Genomic DNA, 17,144 nt, shown 5'->3' on the forward strand with positions numbered 1-17,144 from the left:
AATATTTACTAGATAATTCTATCATAAACATACATTAAATGAAACGCTCTCTCTATCGTTGTATTTATCGTTGCATATTAAGTCGTATATTTATCTATCGTTGCATTTCGGTTTGCAGCGATCTCTTTCTTTTGTATCGCAAGTGCCATTGCCTCAGATATATAACCAAGTAGAGAACAGCAAAAAGCTAGGGCTTATATACCCTAGCTTCAATATAGCTCATAAAATCTATTCTTAAGATGGCTCATCTAATTTTAATCCCTGCTTGACAATATCCGTAAGGACCGACACCGTACCTTCCACGCCGAACCGACTGCTGTCAATCATGAGATCAAAAGCGTCATAGATGTTGTCCATCCCTTTGGCATAACGCTTACGATAGACTTCTCTGTCCTTGTCCACTTCACGTATCATGCTATGAGCTGTTTTCTCGTCCATCTGAAGTACGTTCATACAATTATGTAATCTAGCTTCATAAGGCGCATACACATATATATGAAGGCTTTTGGGGTGGTCTTTTAGAAGATAATGACTACATCGTCCTACAATAATACAAGACTCCCTAGCCGTAAGGTCTTGAATGATGTTGGCTTCCACTTGAAAGATCTCGTCATCGAGTGGGACCACACCCAAACCTAACAAATGCTTTCTTTTCAAAAAAGCGTTGTTCGCCTGCTCTTCTTCATCGCTGATTATAGATACAGGTAGTTCCATACGCTTCGCCGCTGCTTCAACAATATCTCGGTCATAGAATTCAATCCCCAGCCGCTTGGATAACTCTTGGGCGATGGTTCTGCCTAGACTGGCAAACTGTCTTGAGATCGTAATAACATATGGTTCCATAGTTGCCTCCCTTCTAACCGGTCTTTACTGCGGGTTTTGGTATTCTTGGATGCTTTTGAACATAGCGTACCAGAGATGACAGTGCAAAATTAATAATGAAATAAATCACCATGGCAAAACCAAATAAAACAAAAACATCGGAAACATTCACCGTGCCCGTACCATTATAGATATAAGCCGAACCCAGTAAGGTCTTGGTCCGTGACATCAACTCAATCACCGCAACATTGGCCAGATAGGAGGAGTCTTTGATGGTCGTAATGACTTGACTTAGTAATGTCGGAACGATGTTGCGATAGGCTTGGGGCAACACAATGTAGATCATAATCCCAACCATATTAAAGCCTTGAGAATGCCCGGCTTCAAATTGTCCATGGGCCACAGCGTTCAACCCACCTCTAACAATCTCTGCAATTACCGATGATGTAAACAAAATCAAAGCAAAAGCAGCCTTATAGAGCATCTTAACCTCCACCGATGTCAATCCAAACATACTTCTAGATAGAATCTTGGGGAAAGGTAAAAACACCAAGCAAATAAAAATCCATAACAACAAAGGCGTATTACGAAACACCTCAATATACATGGTAGCCAAAGCCTTAAACACCTTCGTCTTCTTGGTCGTACAATAATTACGCACAAGGGCCAGAACCGAACCAAAGACAACACCAAGGACCACCGCAACAACAGATAAGACAAGGGTAAAGGCAATACCTTTAAGCAAATAAATAAGTACCCCTGGATTGGTTAACATGGAAAAACTGGCTTCTAATGTATCCATAGCCTTACCCCCTCTCTTCAATCGTAAGTGGTACCACCTGAGTTTTTTGTTCCCGTAACTTTAAGGTATTCTCCCAGTAACTGGCAAGTGTTGACAAGGGATAGCAGACCACAAAAAACAATAGACCACTCACCAGATAGGCCGGACCATAAGCACCACCTGTTGAAGCCCCAGTCACAAAACTATAGGTTAAGGAAATCAAGTCCGCACCACCAATGATATACAAACAAGACGTATTTTTAATAAGATTTACCACTTGATTCACCATAGGCGGAAGAATAATCTTAATACTTTGAGGCAAGATGACATAATACATTTCACCTATATAGCCAAACCCTTGAGAAGCCGCTGCTTCAAACTGACCTTTTGGAATGGCACCAATACCGGCCCGCACCACTTCTGACATATAAGCACCATGATAAATACCAAGAGCAATCATACCTGTTGGTAATATTCCAATACTGTTTCCTGAAAAAGCCAATGCATAATAGAGAAAACACAACTGTAGAATCAAAGGAGTGTTCTGAATAAGCTCTACATAGATCCGAGAAATATGTTCTAGGGGCTTCTGTCCACTTGTTGCCATTAAACCAAATATAAGACCCAGAAGGAAAGACAGCAGCAAAGCAACCGCTGCCATCTTCCCAGTATTGGCCAGGCCTAATATAAAAGTATCTCTAAAAACCCATATTTTCTCCCATGCATCAGCAGAAAATAGGCCGCCCATCCCTACTCCAAACCATTTTCAGTAATAAGAGATGCAACCGTACCATCTGCCAACCATGCTGATATATGCTCTTCAACAAAAATGGAGATGCCTGAGCCTTTCTTTGTTGCCACACCATAATCTTGTGGTGCAAAAGAATCTTCAATATAGGAACGTGATTCTGTATTATAAGCCGCTAGGATAGATTTATCCACACAAAAAGCGTCAATCTCACCGGCGCTTAGTGCAGTCGAGATCGTTGGGTAATCGTCAAATTGTAGGAAAGCAATCCCTTCAGTCCATGTGGAAGCGTCAAAAGTCTCTTTGTTAAAATTCGCGCCGTCAATAATGCCTTTTTCAATCATGGCTTCCGTAAGCGCCCTAGCGGATGTAGATCCAGAGGAGACGCCCACTTTTTTGTCTAATAGATCTTCTAATTTCATAACACCTGAAGCATTTTCAACAAGTACCGTTACATAATCTGTAAAATAAGGGGTTGAAAAATCCCAGTTTTCTTTTCTCTCATCTGTGATTGTAAAAGTTGCAATAACAAAATCAAGAGCACCAGAATCAAGTAGTTCCGTACGCGTTGCTGCTGTAACTGGTGTAAACTCTGTCTCAACACCTAAGTCCTCTGCCATTTTTTCAGCTAAAGTAATCTCAAGCCCTGAATACACACCGGATAAAGTATCTTGGAAACCAAAACCAATAACATTGTTCTTAACCCCAACCTTAAGCACACCACGATCTACAATGGCTTGAATGTCAGGATGTAAAGCTTCAGCAACTTCTGTCTCACCTTCTGCTACCGCTTCCGTTGCGACTTCTGCAACCGGTGCTTCTGCTTGACCACAGGCTGTAAAAACACCTAAAACCATAAGACTCATAACCAGTAACCCTAACTTTTTTAACACCTTGATGCTCTTTTTCTCTTTTCTACTTCTTTTCATAATAATTCTCCTTTTATTATCTATTTTTTTAATGATTGGCGCATAGTTATAAATATACCCCTTCATTATGGTAAACCATTAGCGAATAATCTTACCTAGAAACTGTTTCAACCGCTCATTGGAAGGATTTTTGAAAAACTCATTTGGTGTACCTACTTCCACAATCTTCCCATTGTCCATAAATACAATACGATCTGCCACTTCTTTTGCAAAGCCCATCTCATGGGTCACCACCACCATAGTAATGTTTTCTTTTGCCAACTTGATCATGACATCCAGTACTTCTTGAATCGTCTCCGGATCAAGAGCCGATGTGGGCTCATCAAATAAGATGATCTTCGTCTGGGCACATAAGGCCCGAGCAATGGCAATTCTTTGTTGTTGACCTCCGGACAAGGTGGTCGGGTAGACATGAGCTTTCTCTCTTAGCCCAACAATATCAAGATAATGATAAGCCAAAGCCTCTGCCTCTTCTTTTGATTTGTGATAGAGCTTAATAGGCGCAAGGGTTAGGTTCTTCAATATGGTCATGTGGGGGTATAGATTAAACTGTTGGAACACCATAGAAGTTGACTCTCTCACCATCCTTGTTTTATTCTTAGAGGTCATCTCTTCACCATTAATAAAGACCTTGCCACTTGTAGGCTCTTCCAGAAAATTCATACAACGTACCGTCGTTGACTTCCCTGAACCTGACGGCCCAATAATTACAAGCTTCTCACCTTCTGCCACCTCAAGATCCACATCTTGAAGCACATGCAAATCGCCAAAAAACTTATTGATTTTTTCCAAACGTATCATGTCATGCTCCTCTCCTAAAAAAATAAAACACAAAAAAAAGACGTCAAAAACCCCCTAAGGGTCTGACATCTTTGTCTTTTCAAAAGTATACTTGAAAGTAGGTTACTTGTCAATGCTTAATGCAACATCTTAAACTATAATAGAGTATTACCTTCATCTATCTCTCTAGCGGCTTTAGAAGCCGGTCTTTATCTGATAATAAGGGGGTCATGCCATCCATCAAAGGCCACTTAATACCTATGCTGGGGTCATTCCATATAAAACCAACTTCATCTTCAGGATGGTAATCGTTATCCACCATATATAGGAACTCTGCTTTCTCTGATAAGACTAAAAACCCATGGGCAAAACCTCTTGGTATAAAAAGCTGCTTCTTATTCTCTTCTGACAGTATAGCACCAAACCATCTACCATAGGTTGAAGAGCCCTTACGCACATCAACCGCAACATCAAAAATCTCACCACGTAACACCTTAACCAACTTGGCTTGAGGATACTTCTCTTGATAGTGCATACCTCTAAGCACCCCTTGAACGGACTGTGACATATTCATTTGTCGTACTTGAATGTCAATACCGGCCTTTTTAAAAATATCATAGTGGAAGCCTTCCATAAAGTAACCTCTAGGGTCACTGAAAATATGCGGCTCAATAATCATAAGGCCTTCAAGCTCTGTTTTGGCAAAAGTGAATGTGCCGATTTTGTCCATTTATATTCAACCCCTTTTCATAATCAAACCATCCTTAGATGGTCTTCATAAGGCTAGACTTCCTCTGATATGGTCATTAAATATGCTCCATATTGAATATTGGAATGCTTCTTGGCCAGCTGAATAATCTGATCCCTAGAAATAAACCCTTTTCTATAAGCAATCTCTTCTATACATGCTATGTAGAAGCCTTGTCTTTTTTGTATCGTCGCCACATAATTGGAAGCATCAAGTAGGCTTTCCGCCGTACCCGTATCCAACCAAGCCGTACCTCTACCTAACAATCTGACACTCAAATCTCCGTTTTTTAGATACACCAAGTTCAAATCCGTAATCTCCAGTTCGCCTCTTGGAGATGGCTTCAACTCTTTTGCAATCTGTATCACCTTATTATCATAAAAATACAAACCCGGTACAGCAAAATGAGACTTTGGCTTTTGAGGCTTCTCTTCAATAGAGATGGCCTTGCCCGTTTCATCAAACTCAATAACACCATAAGCAGAAGGATCTTGAAAATAATAGCCAAATATAACACTGCCCTCTTTTAGCTGTGAACACTCCTCAAGAAGGGCCGAATAACCTTGGCCATAGAATATATTATCGCCGAGTACAAGGGCTACGCTATCATCCCCAATAAAATTTTCACCAATAATAAAAGCCTCAGCTATACCATTCGCCTTTTCTTGCTCAATATAAGACAGCTTAATACCCAGTTCTTCACCTGTTCCCAACAACCCTTCAAAAATATGCAAGTCTCTAGGTGTGGAAATAATTAATATCTCTCTTATGCCGGCTAACATTAATGTAGACAATGGGTAGTAGATCATAGGTTTGTCATAAACAGGTAATAACTGTTTGGAAATAGCTTTGGTAATTGGATACAATCGAGTTCCTGACCCTCCGGCAAGTATAATCCCTTTCATAAAAACGCTCCTTTAGCATATGTATTTATAGATCACTTCATTCCTAATCATCTATTAAAAAGCATTACTGAATACTATCTAGATAACAATCCAGCGCTTGACTTGGCTCTAAGGCCACATCTTCAAAAGTAAGCAACTGACCCGGCTCAACATCACGTAGTACACGTGTGTTTTTTAGCAAACAAATAGGTACTTTATCCTTGTTACCCTCTATTTTAATAGCCATGCCTCTCACATCAAAGCCACCCGCACCGATGGTAATAACCTCATCTTTTTTGATTGCTTTTTTGGCAACCGCACCCACCGTGATTGTTGGACTTGCCGTATTATTAAGGAGCATAGGCTCACCGGCTACAACTTTGTTAAGGGTATTAACACATTCTAAATAGCATAAATGATAGGTTCTAAGAAGCACATAAGCAAGATCTTCTTTGGTTCGGAGTCTTGAAAATACCAAATAGCCAGGACGCTTGTCCGCTATTTTGTTCTTGGCAACAATCAGTACGCCCGGTGGTGACCCCTTACATAAGACATACTCACTAATCGGTTGCTTAAGTTCCATAGAAGCTCTCACCATATAGTCCATATCATATAAGGTCTCTACTGTATTGCCTAAGAGCCCGTCTTGTGCAATGGTTGCACCTAAGCCATTGGCAACAAAAGCCTGTTCAATCTGAACCTTCGTTCCATCTGTAAAAGAAATCACTTGATTTAGAGCCAGCTCTTGTTTATCGGACCAGTAGATCATTTCATCAAGTTCAGGGTTGGGGTTCAGAAAGCCTTTTAGATTCACATAAGCAAGCGGTTCAAAGCCCATGCCCTCTATTTCTTGTTTCAGCCGTGCCAAGCATCCCGGTTGATCCCCATCCGCTTCAGAAACATAGTGACCTCTTTTTACAAAATAGGTCCCTGCCGTAACATGAAACTCTGAATTCATGGTAACAACTTTTTTATTGGCCTGGGTTGCAGCCATAACTATATCTGTCGCGTGGTATACATCTCCTGAACATTCAAAAACAATATCACAATGATCCAAAAAATCTTCAAAGGAATTTGTGAGTATTTCCTGTGGCAATGCCTCAACCGTCTTAATATCCCGCCTCGTCAGCATCCTTGAAGTCGTAAAATTATCCGATGCTTCTAATGCATGATAAAGCCCTGTAGCAATAAATCCTGTACCTACAATACCAATCTTCGTAATCTTTTGCATCTAATCCCTCCCAAAATCGTAATACTAAGTATCAATCTCTATATAAGTGTCATCTTGTGACTTAGCCCTCCTGGGCATACATCTTACTATAATAATGGGCATAATCACCAGATAGGATGTTTTCAATCCATTCAGGGTTGTCCATATACCACTGAATCGTCTCTTTTATGCCTTGTTCAAAAGTATAAGTCGGTTCCCATCCCAGTTGGGTCTTAATCTTCGTGTTGTCAATGGCGTACCTTCTGTCATGACCCGGACGGTCTTTAACATATTCAATAAGCGCCTCTGACTTACCTAGGGTATGAATAATTAACTTAACAATCTCAATATTGGCTTTCTCATTGTTCCCACCGATGTTATAGACTTCTCCATCTATGCCTTTACATAAAACCGTATCAATAGCCCGGCAGTGATCCAATACATGGAGCCAATCTCTCACCTGCATACCGTCACCATAGACCGGAAGAGCTTTTTCCTTAAGGCAGTTGGAGATCATAAGGGGAATAAGCTTCTCAGGGAACTGATAAGGGCCATAGTTGTTGCTGCATCTTGTTATGTTCACCGGCAGACCAAAAGTCTCATGGTAAGCTCGAACAATCATATCTGCACTTGCCTTTGAGGCCGAGTAAGGACTATTCGGCATAAGGGGCATCGTTTCCACAAACATACCGGTCTTATCAAGGGCACCATACACTTCATCCGTTGAGACTTGAAGAAACTTAACCCCCGGCTTGTAAGCTTTGCAATACTTATCCTTCGGATTGACTTTCCAGTATTTTTTTGCCAAATCAAGAAGCACTTGCGTCCCCAATATATTCGTTGTTAAGAAGACTTCAGGGTCTTCAATACTTCTGTCGACATGAGACTCTGCAGCAAAATTAACTACCCAATCCATATCATAAGCACTAAAAATCTCTTCCACTGTTTCACGGTTTCTAATATCACCTTTTATAAAAGTATAATTATCATACTTATCCATGTCCGATAGATTGGCCAGATTACCTGCATAGGTCAAATCATCCAGATTGATGATCCGATCCTTGGGATATTTCTTCACCATCATCTTAACAAAATTACTTCCGATAAAACCAGCACCACCAGTAACGAGAATCGTCTTCATAACCCTACACCCCTCTATATCTAGATTCATAACTTATTTACTATGACTTTGTTAATAAGTACTTCTTAATATATATCTTGAATCTTTTAAGTACACTTAAAGATTGAAAATGTTCTATGTATTCATCGGACTTTGCTTCTTCAATATTGCCGGCAAGAATCAGCAAATCAAATCTGTTTTTTTTGATTTTTTTATGAATCGCCTCAGTATATATTTTGTTGGTATGTTCGTCAACTTTTATTAGCATATGTTCAACCCTATCAAAATGATGGGTAATCTTGTCCATACTTGACTTTGTCATTTTTTCTGTCCATGAATTGGCATCACCCACGCGGTAAGCCGACATAAAAGCATCTATATAGTACACCTTACCACTCACTGCCAGATGTACCAACAAAGGAAAATCACCAATTAAACATTCGTAGTAAAAGTCCGGTCGAACAGCGAACTTTCTAGCATAGAAAATAGAATTCATAGCAAATAACCCGCCACCACCTATAATAACTTCTTCCGTTGTAAACCTTCTAGATTCTTGACTTGGTCGTACTTCTCCAACTTTTTTGCTTGTGTTTGCATTAATCTTATAGGCCCCATGTGCACAGACACTATAATCCGGATGATTCTCCATAAAATCCGTTTGCTTTTGTAGCTTATCCGGATCTATCCAAAAATCGTCACCTTCACAAATGGCAATATACTTACCTTGAGCAATGTCCAAATAAAAATCAAAAACATGAATCCCTTTTGAATATTGATTTTCTTTTTGATAAATCGCTTTTATCCGGTCTGGGTATTTTTCTTCATATTCCTTTATAATACTTGCCGTATCATCTGTTGAGGCGTCATCATGTAAAAGAATCTCATAATCAAAATCCGTTTTTTGCATCAAAAAGCTATCCAAAGCCTCCGCAATATATTTTTCATGATTATACGCAACACATATGATGCTTACCAATACATTACCCATATTTTATACATCCTTTATACCTTTTAGGCTGTGACCAAGTGTCTTAAACCGTCCTTATCTAGGACTCATCAACACGCTCTAGTTCTATATACACATATTAATAAAATTATAGCATTCTTTATAAGAACAATCAACGCACTGCTTATGATTACAGATTTTTTTCAACACCGTATTGCCGCACTTGTGCCAGAAGTTCACTGGGAGGCATAAACATCATCCCATCAATAATAGACATCCCCGGTACAAAACAATCTCGACCTTGATTATAAGGCTTCAGCTTATTCCTTACAAACAAGACCTGGGCCCCATGATCTGTATATTTGGCCGGATCATAAAAATCCATCCCTCCAGGTGGGTTATAATAGGTCTTTCCCCCAAGGGCCAAAGTAACATAGAGCCCCCATTCATCAGGGGCTTGAATCTTAGGTAACTCAAGGTTCAGCTCTGACAAAACCATCATACGGCTTTCTAGTCCTATATAAGCCATGACCTGCTTAAGGCTGTGGACATGAAACTGGGTCAAAGAATCGGTCTCATAAGCCAAGCATGCTTCAACCACCTCCATAGCTTCCTTATAATAGGGTGCCTGGTCTTTGTACCGTGATAGATCTTGCCTTAGTTTTTCTTTCCATGGCAAAGCTTGTTGTATACGAATCTCTTTAATAACCGTCTTTAGTGGTGCTTTTTTAACCGGCATATTAATATAAGCAAAGGCCCCATGATCACTAAGAATCCGATTCCGGTTCATCCAACCTTGTCGGATGTACTGAACTTCATCAAAAACAACAAAGACATCTGCCTGGTCTATGACTGAATAATAACCTAAATAAGGGAAAAAATAAGGTTGCATCAAAGCAACTGATTCCACCTGCTTTATCATCTTAACCCCTCCTTTTATCCTCTAATGATGTCACAGATTCGGTCCACATCATCTAGACCTAAGTCTGCATACAAGGGTAAATTCAACACATTTTCGGCTATCTGCAAGGCGACCGGTGTGGCCTCGGCTTGGTGCTTATCTCTATAACAATCACAGCGACTGATTAGAGGGTAGAAATACTTTCTTGGGATGATCTCATGGGATTTGAGCGCTTCAAAAACTACGTCCCTACTCATCTTATAGCCATCAAAAACAACCGGCATGTAGCCATAGTTGTGGTCCACCCCTTCCTGTTCTTTGGCAAGTCGGATGCCCTCAACACCTTCAAGATGGTCATAATAACGCTTAGACACACTTTTTCTCTTAGCAATCTCATCATCGATATGTCTTAGATTACATATACCCATAGCCGCTTGAAACTCATTCATCTTAGCATTGCCACCTACACACGCTACAGACTCCGGGCCTGTAATACCAAAGTTTTTAAGGTCGTTGAGCTTCTTCTTCAAAGACATATCCTTATATGTAACCCCACCACCTTCAATGGTGTTAAACACCTTCGTGGCATGAAAACTAAACATAGAAGCATCACCAAAAGCACCAATGCCCTGGCCCTTAACCTTAACACCAAAGGCATGAGCCGCATCATATATAACCTTCAGATTATACTTCCTAGCGATGGTCTCAATTTGTTCCACTTGACACACATGACCATAGACATGAACCGGGAGGATGGCTGAAGTCTTATCCGTAATCAAGCTTTCAATCTTGTCCGCATCCATGGTATAATCCACAGCATTAATATCACAAAAAACCGGCTCCAACCCCTTCCTAACAATGGCATGGGTCGTAGACACAAAAGTAAAAGGTGTTGTAATCACCTCTCCTTTAAGTCCCAATGCTTCTATAATAGATTCTAATCCCAAGTGTCCGTTTGCAAACAAAGTGATATTGGGTACCTGAAGATAATCTAATAACTGTGCTTCCAAAGCCCTATGTTTATCACCCATATTGGTTAGCCAACGGGTGTCCCATAAGTCTTTTATTTCTTCTATATACGCTTCCATACTTGCCATGGATGACCGTGTTACCTCGATTGCCAATACAATTGCCCCCTTAACCGCTAATCTTTTCTCTTCTCTAATAACTGCTTCATCGTCGTAACCAAATAATTGAAGCACTCTATCTTAAACACCATAGCCAATCCTATATAGATTATTAGGCCGGCCCCCACTTGTACAAGAAGTAATAGCCCCGCCTGCATCTTAAGTAAATAAAAACCATAAATCAAACCACCCATAAGACCGGAAATAAATAAAGCCGGCATAATGTCCATTAACTGCTCTCTATAACTATAATTCAACAAACGTTTGTTGGGATAGGCGTTAACAAAACTAGATATAAGGCTATTAACCCCTTGTCCCAAAGCGATGGCATACACCCCAAAAGGCAAGCTCACCCCTAAGATGATCAGACCGTATATTTTCTTAATCACTTCTAACTTTAAGAAAATATCACTACGCCCCATAGCATTGATCGCCTGAAGATTCGCCGTATGGATAGGCATCAAAGCATAGGTCAAACAAGCAATCTGCAAAAAAGGAACCGCCGGCAACCATTTGTCCGTAAGTAAGACCAAGACCAAAGGCCTAGCAACCACAGCCATACCCACCATCATGGGAAAAATCAAAAAAGAACTAGAGACAATGGCCCTTCTCATCATTTCCTTAACTCTTTTTCTGTCCTCTTGATGGGCGGACAAAGCCGGTAACATAACCGACTGAATGGATCCGTTAATATTGGTAACCATGAGCTCAGGAAATTGCCGTCCTCGGTTGTAGAAGCCAAGCATCGCCGGTACATACATCTTACCAATAATCAGGGCACTTAGATCTCTGTACAAGGTATCAATAAGGGCCGATGCAATGAGTTTGCCTGCATAGTCAAAAAGCACCTTAAGCCTTTTTAGGGATAACAAGAGATGGGGACGCCATTTGACCGTGAACCAGAGAATCATAGCGATGACAAGTTGATTGGTCAACTGCTGTGCCACCAAGGCCCAGACCCCAAGGCCATAAAAGGCCATGGCAATACCCACAAGACCGGACACCAAGACCGCACCCAGACTGCTGACAAACAACCTTTTAAACAACATATGCCGTGCCACATAAGCGTTTTGAACCGAGTTAAGCGCGCCTATGAACAAAGTCAAAGACACCACCCTTAACACGGGCACAAGCATGGGCTGGCTATAAAAACTTGCAATAAAAGGCGCCCCAAGAAAAATAAGCCCGTATAATAAGCCTGCAACTCCTAAGCTCAAATAAAACACCGATGAAAAATCAAGCTCATCGACCTCTTTTTTCTGAATAAGGGCTGTGTTAAAGCCACTCTGAACAAACACGTTGGCCAAGAGAACAAAGACCATAACAATAGCAATAATTCCATACTCTTGTGGCAAAAGCAGCCGTGCCAGTATGACCTGCACCACAAACTGAACGCCTTGGCTTCCGCTTCGCTCTAATAATTTCCACAACAAAGAAGAAAGTATCTTAGACTTGTTCACCTCTGAACCCATTATTCATACTTCCTTTTAATGGTTTTAAATAGCATGGTTATTTTTGGCAAATGTTGCTTAATAAATATATTCAGTTTTTCATACAGGCTCAAAGCCTTATATTGCTCGATATAGGTCTCAGATCTGGCCTCTTCATAAGCACCAATGCACACCAATAGATCGAATCTGTTCTTCATCATCTTCTTGTGAATGGTCGTCGTGTATGCCTTGTTGGTATAAGCATCCACTTCTCTTAACATCTGTTCTATACGGTTCACATGCTCTTTTTTGGTATCCATACATGCCTTAATCAACTGAACCGTCCATGAACCCACATCCCCGACTCGGTAGGCCGACATCAAATCACCCATATAGTGGACCCGACCACACAGGGCCAGATGAATCATCAAAGGATAGTCCCCTACTGAGCAGTTTAGATAGAACTGGGGTGGCTTAGAAAAAACCCGTGGGTAGAGCATGGAATTGGTTGCAAACAAGCCACCACCACCAAGAATAACCTCCTGAGTTGTATAATCTCTAGAGTCCTTACTGGGTTGTACCTTACCCACTTTTTTGTGGGTGACAGCATGTACCTTGATTGCCCCATGGACGCAGACACTGCAATCCGGATGCTTCTCCATATAATCTACCTGCTTTTGTAGCTTACTAGGGTCTGTCCAGTAATCATCCCCTTCGCAAATGGCGATGTACTTACCCTTGGCATAAGCTTGGTAGAAATCAAGAACATGAACGCCTTTTGAATATTGGTTCTCCATCTGATAGATTGGCTTAATAATCTCCGGATATTCAAGGGTATAACGCCAAATAATGTCCGGTGTCCGATCCGTTGAAGCATCGTCATGTATTAAGACCTCATATCCAAAATCCGTCTTCTGCATCAAGAAGCTCTCAATAGCATCTGCGATAAAGGCTTCCTGATTATAGGTAATACATACCACACTTACCAATAGGTCGCCCATAAGCCTTACATCCTAGGCTTTGGTGTCTTTTTCTTCTTAGAAGGATCTGGTATATTGCTATGGATCTTGATGCCATCATCAATCACTTCCATAAAATAAGATTTATTTGGGTCAAGCCCTATATCCTCTAATAGATATGAAGGTACTTCAATTGATCCATCTTCATTCACCGTAAAAATGCCCTTGCTTTCCATATTATAATCCTCTCTTTTCATCGTCTATATAAAAGTTTCCGCTGATACTATTATATAACAATACACAGATAGATGCCATACATATTGTCTTGTCTTTACAATCTATTTTGCAAAAGAAAATCAGATTGCCTCCAATGGCTTGTTCCATTCTTTTCTTCCGGTTTCACTTATTTTTTTGGCAGGTACTCCGGCTACAGTGATATTTTCTTCATTGAAAGACTTGTTCACAACCGCATTGGCACCTATGGCCATATAATCAGCCAGCCTTATACCTCCAAGAATAACCGCGCCAATTCCAATAACCACATTGTTTCCTATTAGGGGAACACCACTGTCTCTTCCACCCGCTACAATACTGGTATTAATATGGATAGAACAATCTCGACCAATCTTCGCGTCCTGATTCACTAAGATGGGCCCTAGGTGCATGATTTTTAGCCCTTGATCAAAACAATTAATAGGAATATGAATACCATATTTGTTTTGTAGACTTTTCAGTCTAAGCTTATAATAATTAGCTCGTATGCTATGGCCTTGATTCCTATGGTATTCTGCCCTTCGCAATAAAGAGTTGTGTCGCCACAGTATTTGTCGTTCTCGGAATTCAAAAAAGGGAATGGTAAACCTAGATGCATTGTACTTCTCTTTTTCAACCTTCAAAAATGCCTTCAGATCTTCCTTGCTCTTAACAAACAAAGTACCAGTAGATGATTCATTCATATAAATACCCCTTCTCTTCCCAAGTCATCGTTACAGTTGTTTCAATTATATAACAAGACCAGCATGGACGCCATAGATATTGTCTAATCCTCGATGTTCTACAGCCATCTCTTGAACTAGGTCTTCTTCATCCTACACCCTCTTATTTCGACCTTCAACCTAACGGTTAAGAAAACAAACCTTAATCCTTATCCGATACTCTAACCATTATCTCATTACGCCTGTACATCGGTGGCATAAAAGGTGGGTTGTAGAATGCTAGCATAAAGTTGGATGCTTTTTGTACAAGGCATAAATATATGGAATCGGAACGCCGGATGGGTTGATATAATTATAATCTTCATATTTAACAAGCTCAAACTCAGAACCCATACGCCTTGTCATTTCATCAATTGAGTAGCGATGAAGCTTAAGTCCCGCACATTTTCTAGGTGCCTTCGTAGAGAACTCTGCCAGTAAAGCATAGCCTCCAGATTTTATTGCCGACTTCAAGTTTACGAAATACTTTTGGATATCCGCTTCTTTGCGTAAAAAATGAAGAACAGCACGGTCAATCCAAATATCAGCCTGGGTTATTCCTTCTGGTAGTTCTTTTGAGATGTCGTGATGCAGCCAAGTTAATTTACTGTTTTTTCCTATTCGGGTTTTTAGTTTATTTAGAGCTTCATCGCTGATATCATTTAGAATAAGATGATGCCCTCTGTTAAGAAGCTGATCAACGAGTGCTGATGTTCCTGCACCCGGGAGAAAAACCGTGTCAAACTCAGCCCTAGGAATCAGATCCATAAACTTTAAAGTCTGTGAGACATCATCCTCATACCATCCCAGTTCAGGATCAACTTTGGTGGAAAAAATCGCATTCCAGTGTTCATTTGGTGTTTTTATCTTCTTCATCCTGCCTAACATATTATGTACCTACTTCCGTGAAATTATATTTAACTTTGAAGATTTTTTGAATTTTTCTAGTCCGTGTACCATTGCTCGCCTCGCAAGACTTCTTCTAGCGCTTGCTCAACCCTTTCATCAGTTTCTTCCTTTAAAGACCCATACAAGGACAGTAGGTCCACATGGTGCCTATTAGAAAACAGTCTAGGATCATAGTCCCAAATCTCTAGCTCCACCAGTTTTGTATCTTTTATAAAGTCCTTATTTTCAACAATTTCAACCTGCTCTTTATTTAACTTATTTTTATCTATTGCCATTATCGGATGACTAGGTGGATTGATCATGGATAATCCTGCCAATGCACTTAGTCCAGCAGTCAAAGCATCTAACGGCTTTGTCTTTGTGTAAATGATTCTTCTCACTGGGGTCTTTAGATATTCACGTCCCCTGTGAAAGTAGTCCGGATCTGAAATCCTCTTATATTCCTTGCTACGCCCCGTCTTTCCTCCAACTTCATAGGTGATGAGGTTCGCATGGTATAAATCATTTAACGCCCTTGAAGCTGTCATTTTATTAAAGCCTAACTTTTTTGCAAACTCAGTCGTGTTCACAACATCCTCTTTATGGTACAAGAAGTACAAATACGCAATCTGCACAGGTGTTGTAAAACCCGTCACTTTTTCTTCAACATGTTCTTGCGCTTTTTTTAAATCAAGCCCCAGGAATGGCAAGTACATCTGTCCATCTTCAATCACAAAGGCAATTCGATTTTCAATTAGGCTTTTTCTTCTATACCTGGTGATATCTTTGTAGCATAAAACAATTTGACGATCTGTTTGATTTTTAATTTGCTTCATATGCTTTAGAAGCTGATCGATATTCGGCATCTCATCAATAACTTCTAGTAAAATACACCGTGTTCCAAGAATCGTCATCTCATAAAAGTTATAGCTATCCTTTAAAAAAATTGGAAAATCATTCTTTTTTAGCCACGGTTTTATGGTAAGATCTTCATCGATATTTACTTTTAAGTAAGGCTCTGCAGTCATAACCAATTAAACCACCTCCTAATGTAACATTTAACCCTTTAAATATAACATCATTACTGTTATATTGCAAGTCATTTTGTTACATTAGGTTAATTTCCTTTTTGATTGTGATCTTCCAGAATTTTAGACCCTCCAAAACACCTAGAACGATTTTCTTATAATCATCCATAGGTATTTGAACGGTCATCACATGTGGACGTTCATAGAATTGGCCGCTTCCATATGTGATTCGATATTGAAATTGAAAATCCATTATTTTCACCTCGATTTACTCATGATGCTTTTTGTACAAGGCATTCATTTGGTGTATTTATGTTCTTATTTCTGCCTAACATATGATATACCTACTTCCGTGAAATTTTATTTAACTTTGAAGGAACGTCGACATCCTCACCATAATCTCATTGCGCCTGAACATCGGTGGCATTAAAGGTGGGTTATAGAAGGCAAGCATATAATTAGATGCTTTCTTGTAACCATGCTGATCCATCCAAGACCTCAACTTCTCCATCATCTTTCCTTCCTTCGCACTTCCTGAGGTACCACTATACCTTATAACGGCAAAAGTACCTTTATCAAATTTCTTTATGCTCAATAAGGGATTATTAGGTTTTGGAATATTGTCCCAATGGGCACTTGGCACTACAAATGCCATGGTCTGTCCTTCACTGCTGACTTCTTCAAATATTTTAATATAAAAACGATTCTTCTAATTGCCTTTACCAGCTTGGCTATGATGCAAAAACCTGATTACTCAGTCTGTGCAATCACAGCCTCTAACTTATATACTAATGTATTTTCTCCATTCTTGATTCTAAGCTTCACATTGTAGCTCTTATTATTCAATTCTATTATTTTGCGTAGTATAC

General features: G+C 40.0%; 20 protein-coding genes. All 20 read right to left on the reverse strand.

Annotated elements, in window-relative coordinates; genetic code table 11:
* Window positions 1-234: 234 nt before the first annotated feature.
* Window positions 235-843 carry a cytidylate kinase-like family protein gene (locus P0N36_RS11590; RefSeq protein WP_275843014.1) on the reverse strand — a complete coding sequence of 203 codons (609 nt, stop codon included), beginning with the start codon at window positions 841-843 and terminating at the stop codon, window positions 235-237.
* A gap of 13 nt (window positions 844-856) precedes the next feature.
* The gene (locus P0N36_RS11595; protein ID WP_275843015.1) at window positions 857-1,624 is read right to left on the reverse strand and encodes an amino acid ABC transporter permease; all 768 of its coding nucleotides are present in this window, start codon (window positions 1,622-1,624) and stop codon (window positions 857-859) included.
* A gap of 4 nt (window positions 1,625-1,628) precedes the next feature.
* Entirely contained in the window at window positions 1,629-2,351 is a 723-nt protein-coding gene (locus P0N36_RS11600) for an amino acid ABC transporter permease (RefSeq protein ID WP_275843016.1), read from the reverse strand.
* Window positions 2,352-2,353: 2 nt separating this feature from the next.
* The gene (locus P0N36_RS11605; RefSeq protein ID WP_275843017.1) at window positions 2,354-3,280 is read right to left on the reverse strand and encodes a transporter substrate-binding domain-containing protein; all 927 of its coding nucleotides are present in this window, start codon (window positions 3,278-3,280) and stop codon (window positions 2,354-2,356) included.
* A gap of 78 nt (window positions 3,281-3,358) precedes the next feature.
* On the reverse strand, window positions 3,359-4,081 hold the full coding sequence (locus tag P0N36_RS11610; protein WP_275843018.1) for an amino acid ABC transporter ATP-binding protein: 723 nt from the start codon (window positions 4,079-4,081) through the stop codon (window positions 3,359-3,361).
* A 157-nt stretch (window positions 4,082-4,238) separates the two neighbouring features.
* Window positions 4,239-4,790, reverse strand: a complete 552-nt coding sequence (gene rfbC / locus P0N36_RS11615) for a dTDP-4-dehydrorhamnose 3,5-epimerase (protein WP_275843019.1) — start codon at window positions 4,788-4,790, stop codon at window positions 4,239-4,241.
* 53 nt (window positions 4,791-4,843) lie between these two features.
* Window positions 4,844-5,713 carry a glucose-1-phosphate thymidylyltransferase RfbA gene (rfbA, locus tag P0N36_RS11620; protein WP_275843020.1) on the reverse strand — a complete coding sequence of 290 codons (870 nt, stop codon included), beginning with the start codon at window positions 5,711-5,713 and terminating at the stop codon, window positions 4,844-4,846.
* A 64-nt stretch (window positions 5,714-5,777) separates the two neighbouring features.
* Complete coding sequence (locus P0N36_RS11625) at window positions 5,778-6,923, reverse strand: NAD(P)-binding domain-containing protein (protein WP_275843021.1); 1,146 nt, start codon at window positions 6,921-6,923, stop codon at window positions 5,778-5,780.
* A 61-nt stretch (window positions 6,924-6,984) separates the two neighbouring features.
* Entirely contained in the window at window positions 6,985-8,043 is a 1,059-nt protein-coding gene (rfbB, locus tag P0N36_RS11630; protein ID WP_275843022.1) for a dTDP-glucose 4,6-dehydratase, read from the reverse strand.
* A 40-nt stretch (window positions 8,044-8,083) separates the two neighbouring features.
* Window positions 8,084-9,010, reverse strand: a complete 927-nt coding sequence (locus tag P0N36_RS11635; RefSeq protein ID WP_275843023.1) for a glycosyltransferase family 2 protein — start codon at window positions 9,008-9,010, stop codon at window positions 8,084-8,086.
* Between the two features lie 148 nt (window positions 9,011-9,158).
* The gene (locus P0N36_RS11640) at window positions 9,159-9,890 is read right to left on the reverse strand and encodes a WbqC family protein (RefSeq protein ID WP_275843024.1); all 732 of its coding nucleotides are present in this window, start codon (window positions 9,888-9,890) and stop codon (window positions 9,159-9,161) included.
* Between the two features lie 14 nt (window positions 9,891-9,904).
* Entirely contained in the window at window positions 9,905-10,966 is a 1,062-nt protein-coding gene (locus tag P0N36_RS11645; RefSeq protein ID WP_275843033.1) for a DegT/DnrJ/EryC1/StrS family aminotransferase, read from the reverse strand.
* A 47-nt stretch (window positions 10,967-11,013) separates the two neighbouring features.
* The gene (locus tag P0N36_RS11650) at window positions 11,014-12,468 is read right to left on the reverse strand and encodes a lipopolysaccharide biosynthesis protein (protein WP_275843025.1); all 1,455 of its coding nucleotides are present in this window, start codon (window positions 12,466-12,468) and stop codon (window positions 11,014-11,016) included.
* Window positions 12,468-13,427 (reverse strand): glycosyltransferase family 2 protein, encoded by a 960-nt coding sequence (locus P0N36_RS11655; RefSeq protein ID WP_275843026.1) that lies wholly within the window; start codon window positions 13,425-13,427, stop codon window positions 12,468-12,470. Before P0N36_RS11655 ends, P0N36_RS11650 begins: the two co-directional genes overlap by 1 nt.
* A 5-nt stretch (window positions 13,428-13,432) precedes the next feature.
* Window positions 13,433-13,621 (reverse strand): hypothetical protein, encoded by a 189-nt coding sequence (locus tag P0N36_RS11660; protein ID WP_275843027.1) that lies wholly within the window; start codon window positions 13,619-13,621, stop codon window positions 13,433-13,435.
* Window positions 13,622-13,741: 120 nt separating this feature from the next.
* Window positions 13,742-14,341, reverse strand: a complete 600-nt coding sequence (locus P0N36_RS11665; RefSeq protein WP_275843028.1) for a serine O-acetyltransferase — start codon at window positions 14,339-14,341, stop codon at window positions 13,742-13,744.
* A 258-nt stretch (window positions 14,342-14,599) separates the two neighbouring features.
* Window positions 14,600-15,247, reverse strand: coding sequence for a class I SAM-dependent methyltransferase (locus P0N36_RS11670; protein ID WP_275843029.1), 648 nt, complete (start codon window positions 15,245-15,247; stop codon window positions 14,600-14,602).
* A gap of 56 nt (window positions 15,248-15,303) precedes the next feature.
* Window positions 15,304-16,275 carry a MarR family transcriptional regulator gene (locus tag P0N36_RS11675; RefSeq protein ID WP_275843030.1) on the reverse strand — a complete coding sequence of 324 codons (972 nt, stop codon included), beginning with the start codon at window positions 16,273-16,275 and terminating at the stop codon, window positions 15,304-15,306.
* Window positions 16,276-16,354: 79 nt separating this feature from the next.
* A complete protein-coding gene (locus P0N36_RS11680; RefSeq protein WP_275843031.1) occupies window positions 16,355-16,528 on the reverse strand; it encodes a hypothetical protein in 174 nt (57 codons plus the stop codon).
* Between the two features lie 111 nt (window positions 16,529-16,639).
* Window positions 16,640-16,969, reverse strand: a complete 330-nt coding sequence (locus tag P0N36_RS11685) for an SOUL family heme-binding protein (RefSeq protein WP_330684020.1) — start codon at window positions 16,967-16,969, stop codon at window positions 16,640-16,642.
* Window positions 16,970-17,144: the final 175 nt, after the last annotated feature.

This window comes from Petrocella sp. FN5 (assembly GCF_029210395.1).
Lineage (GTDB): Bacteria > Bacillota > Clostridia > Lachnospirales > Vallitaleaceae > Petrocella.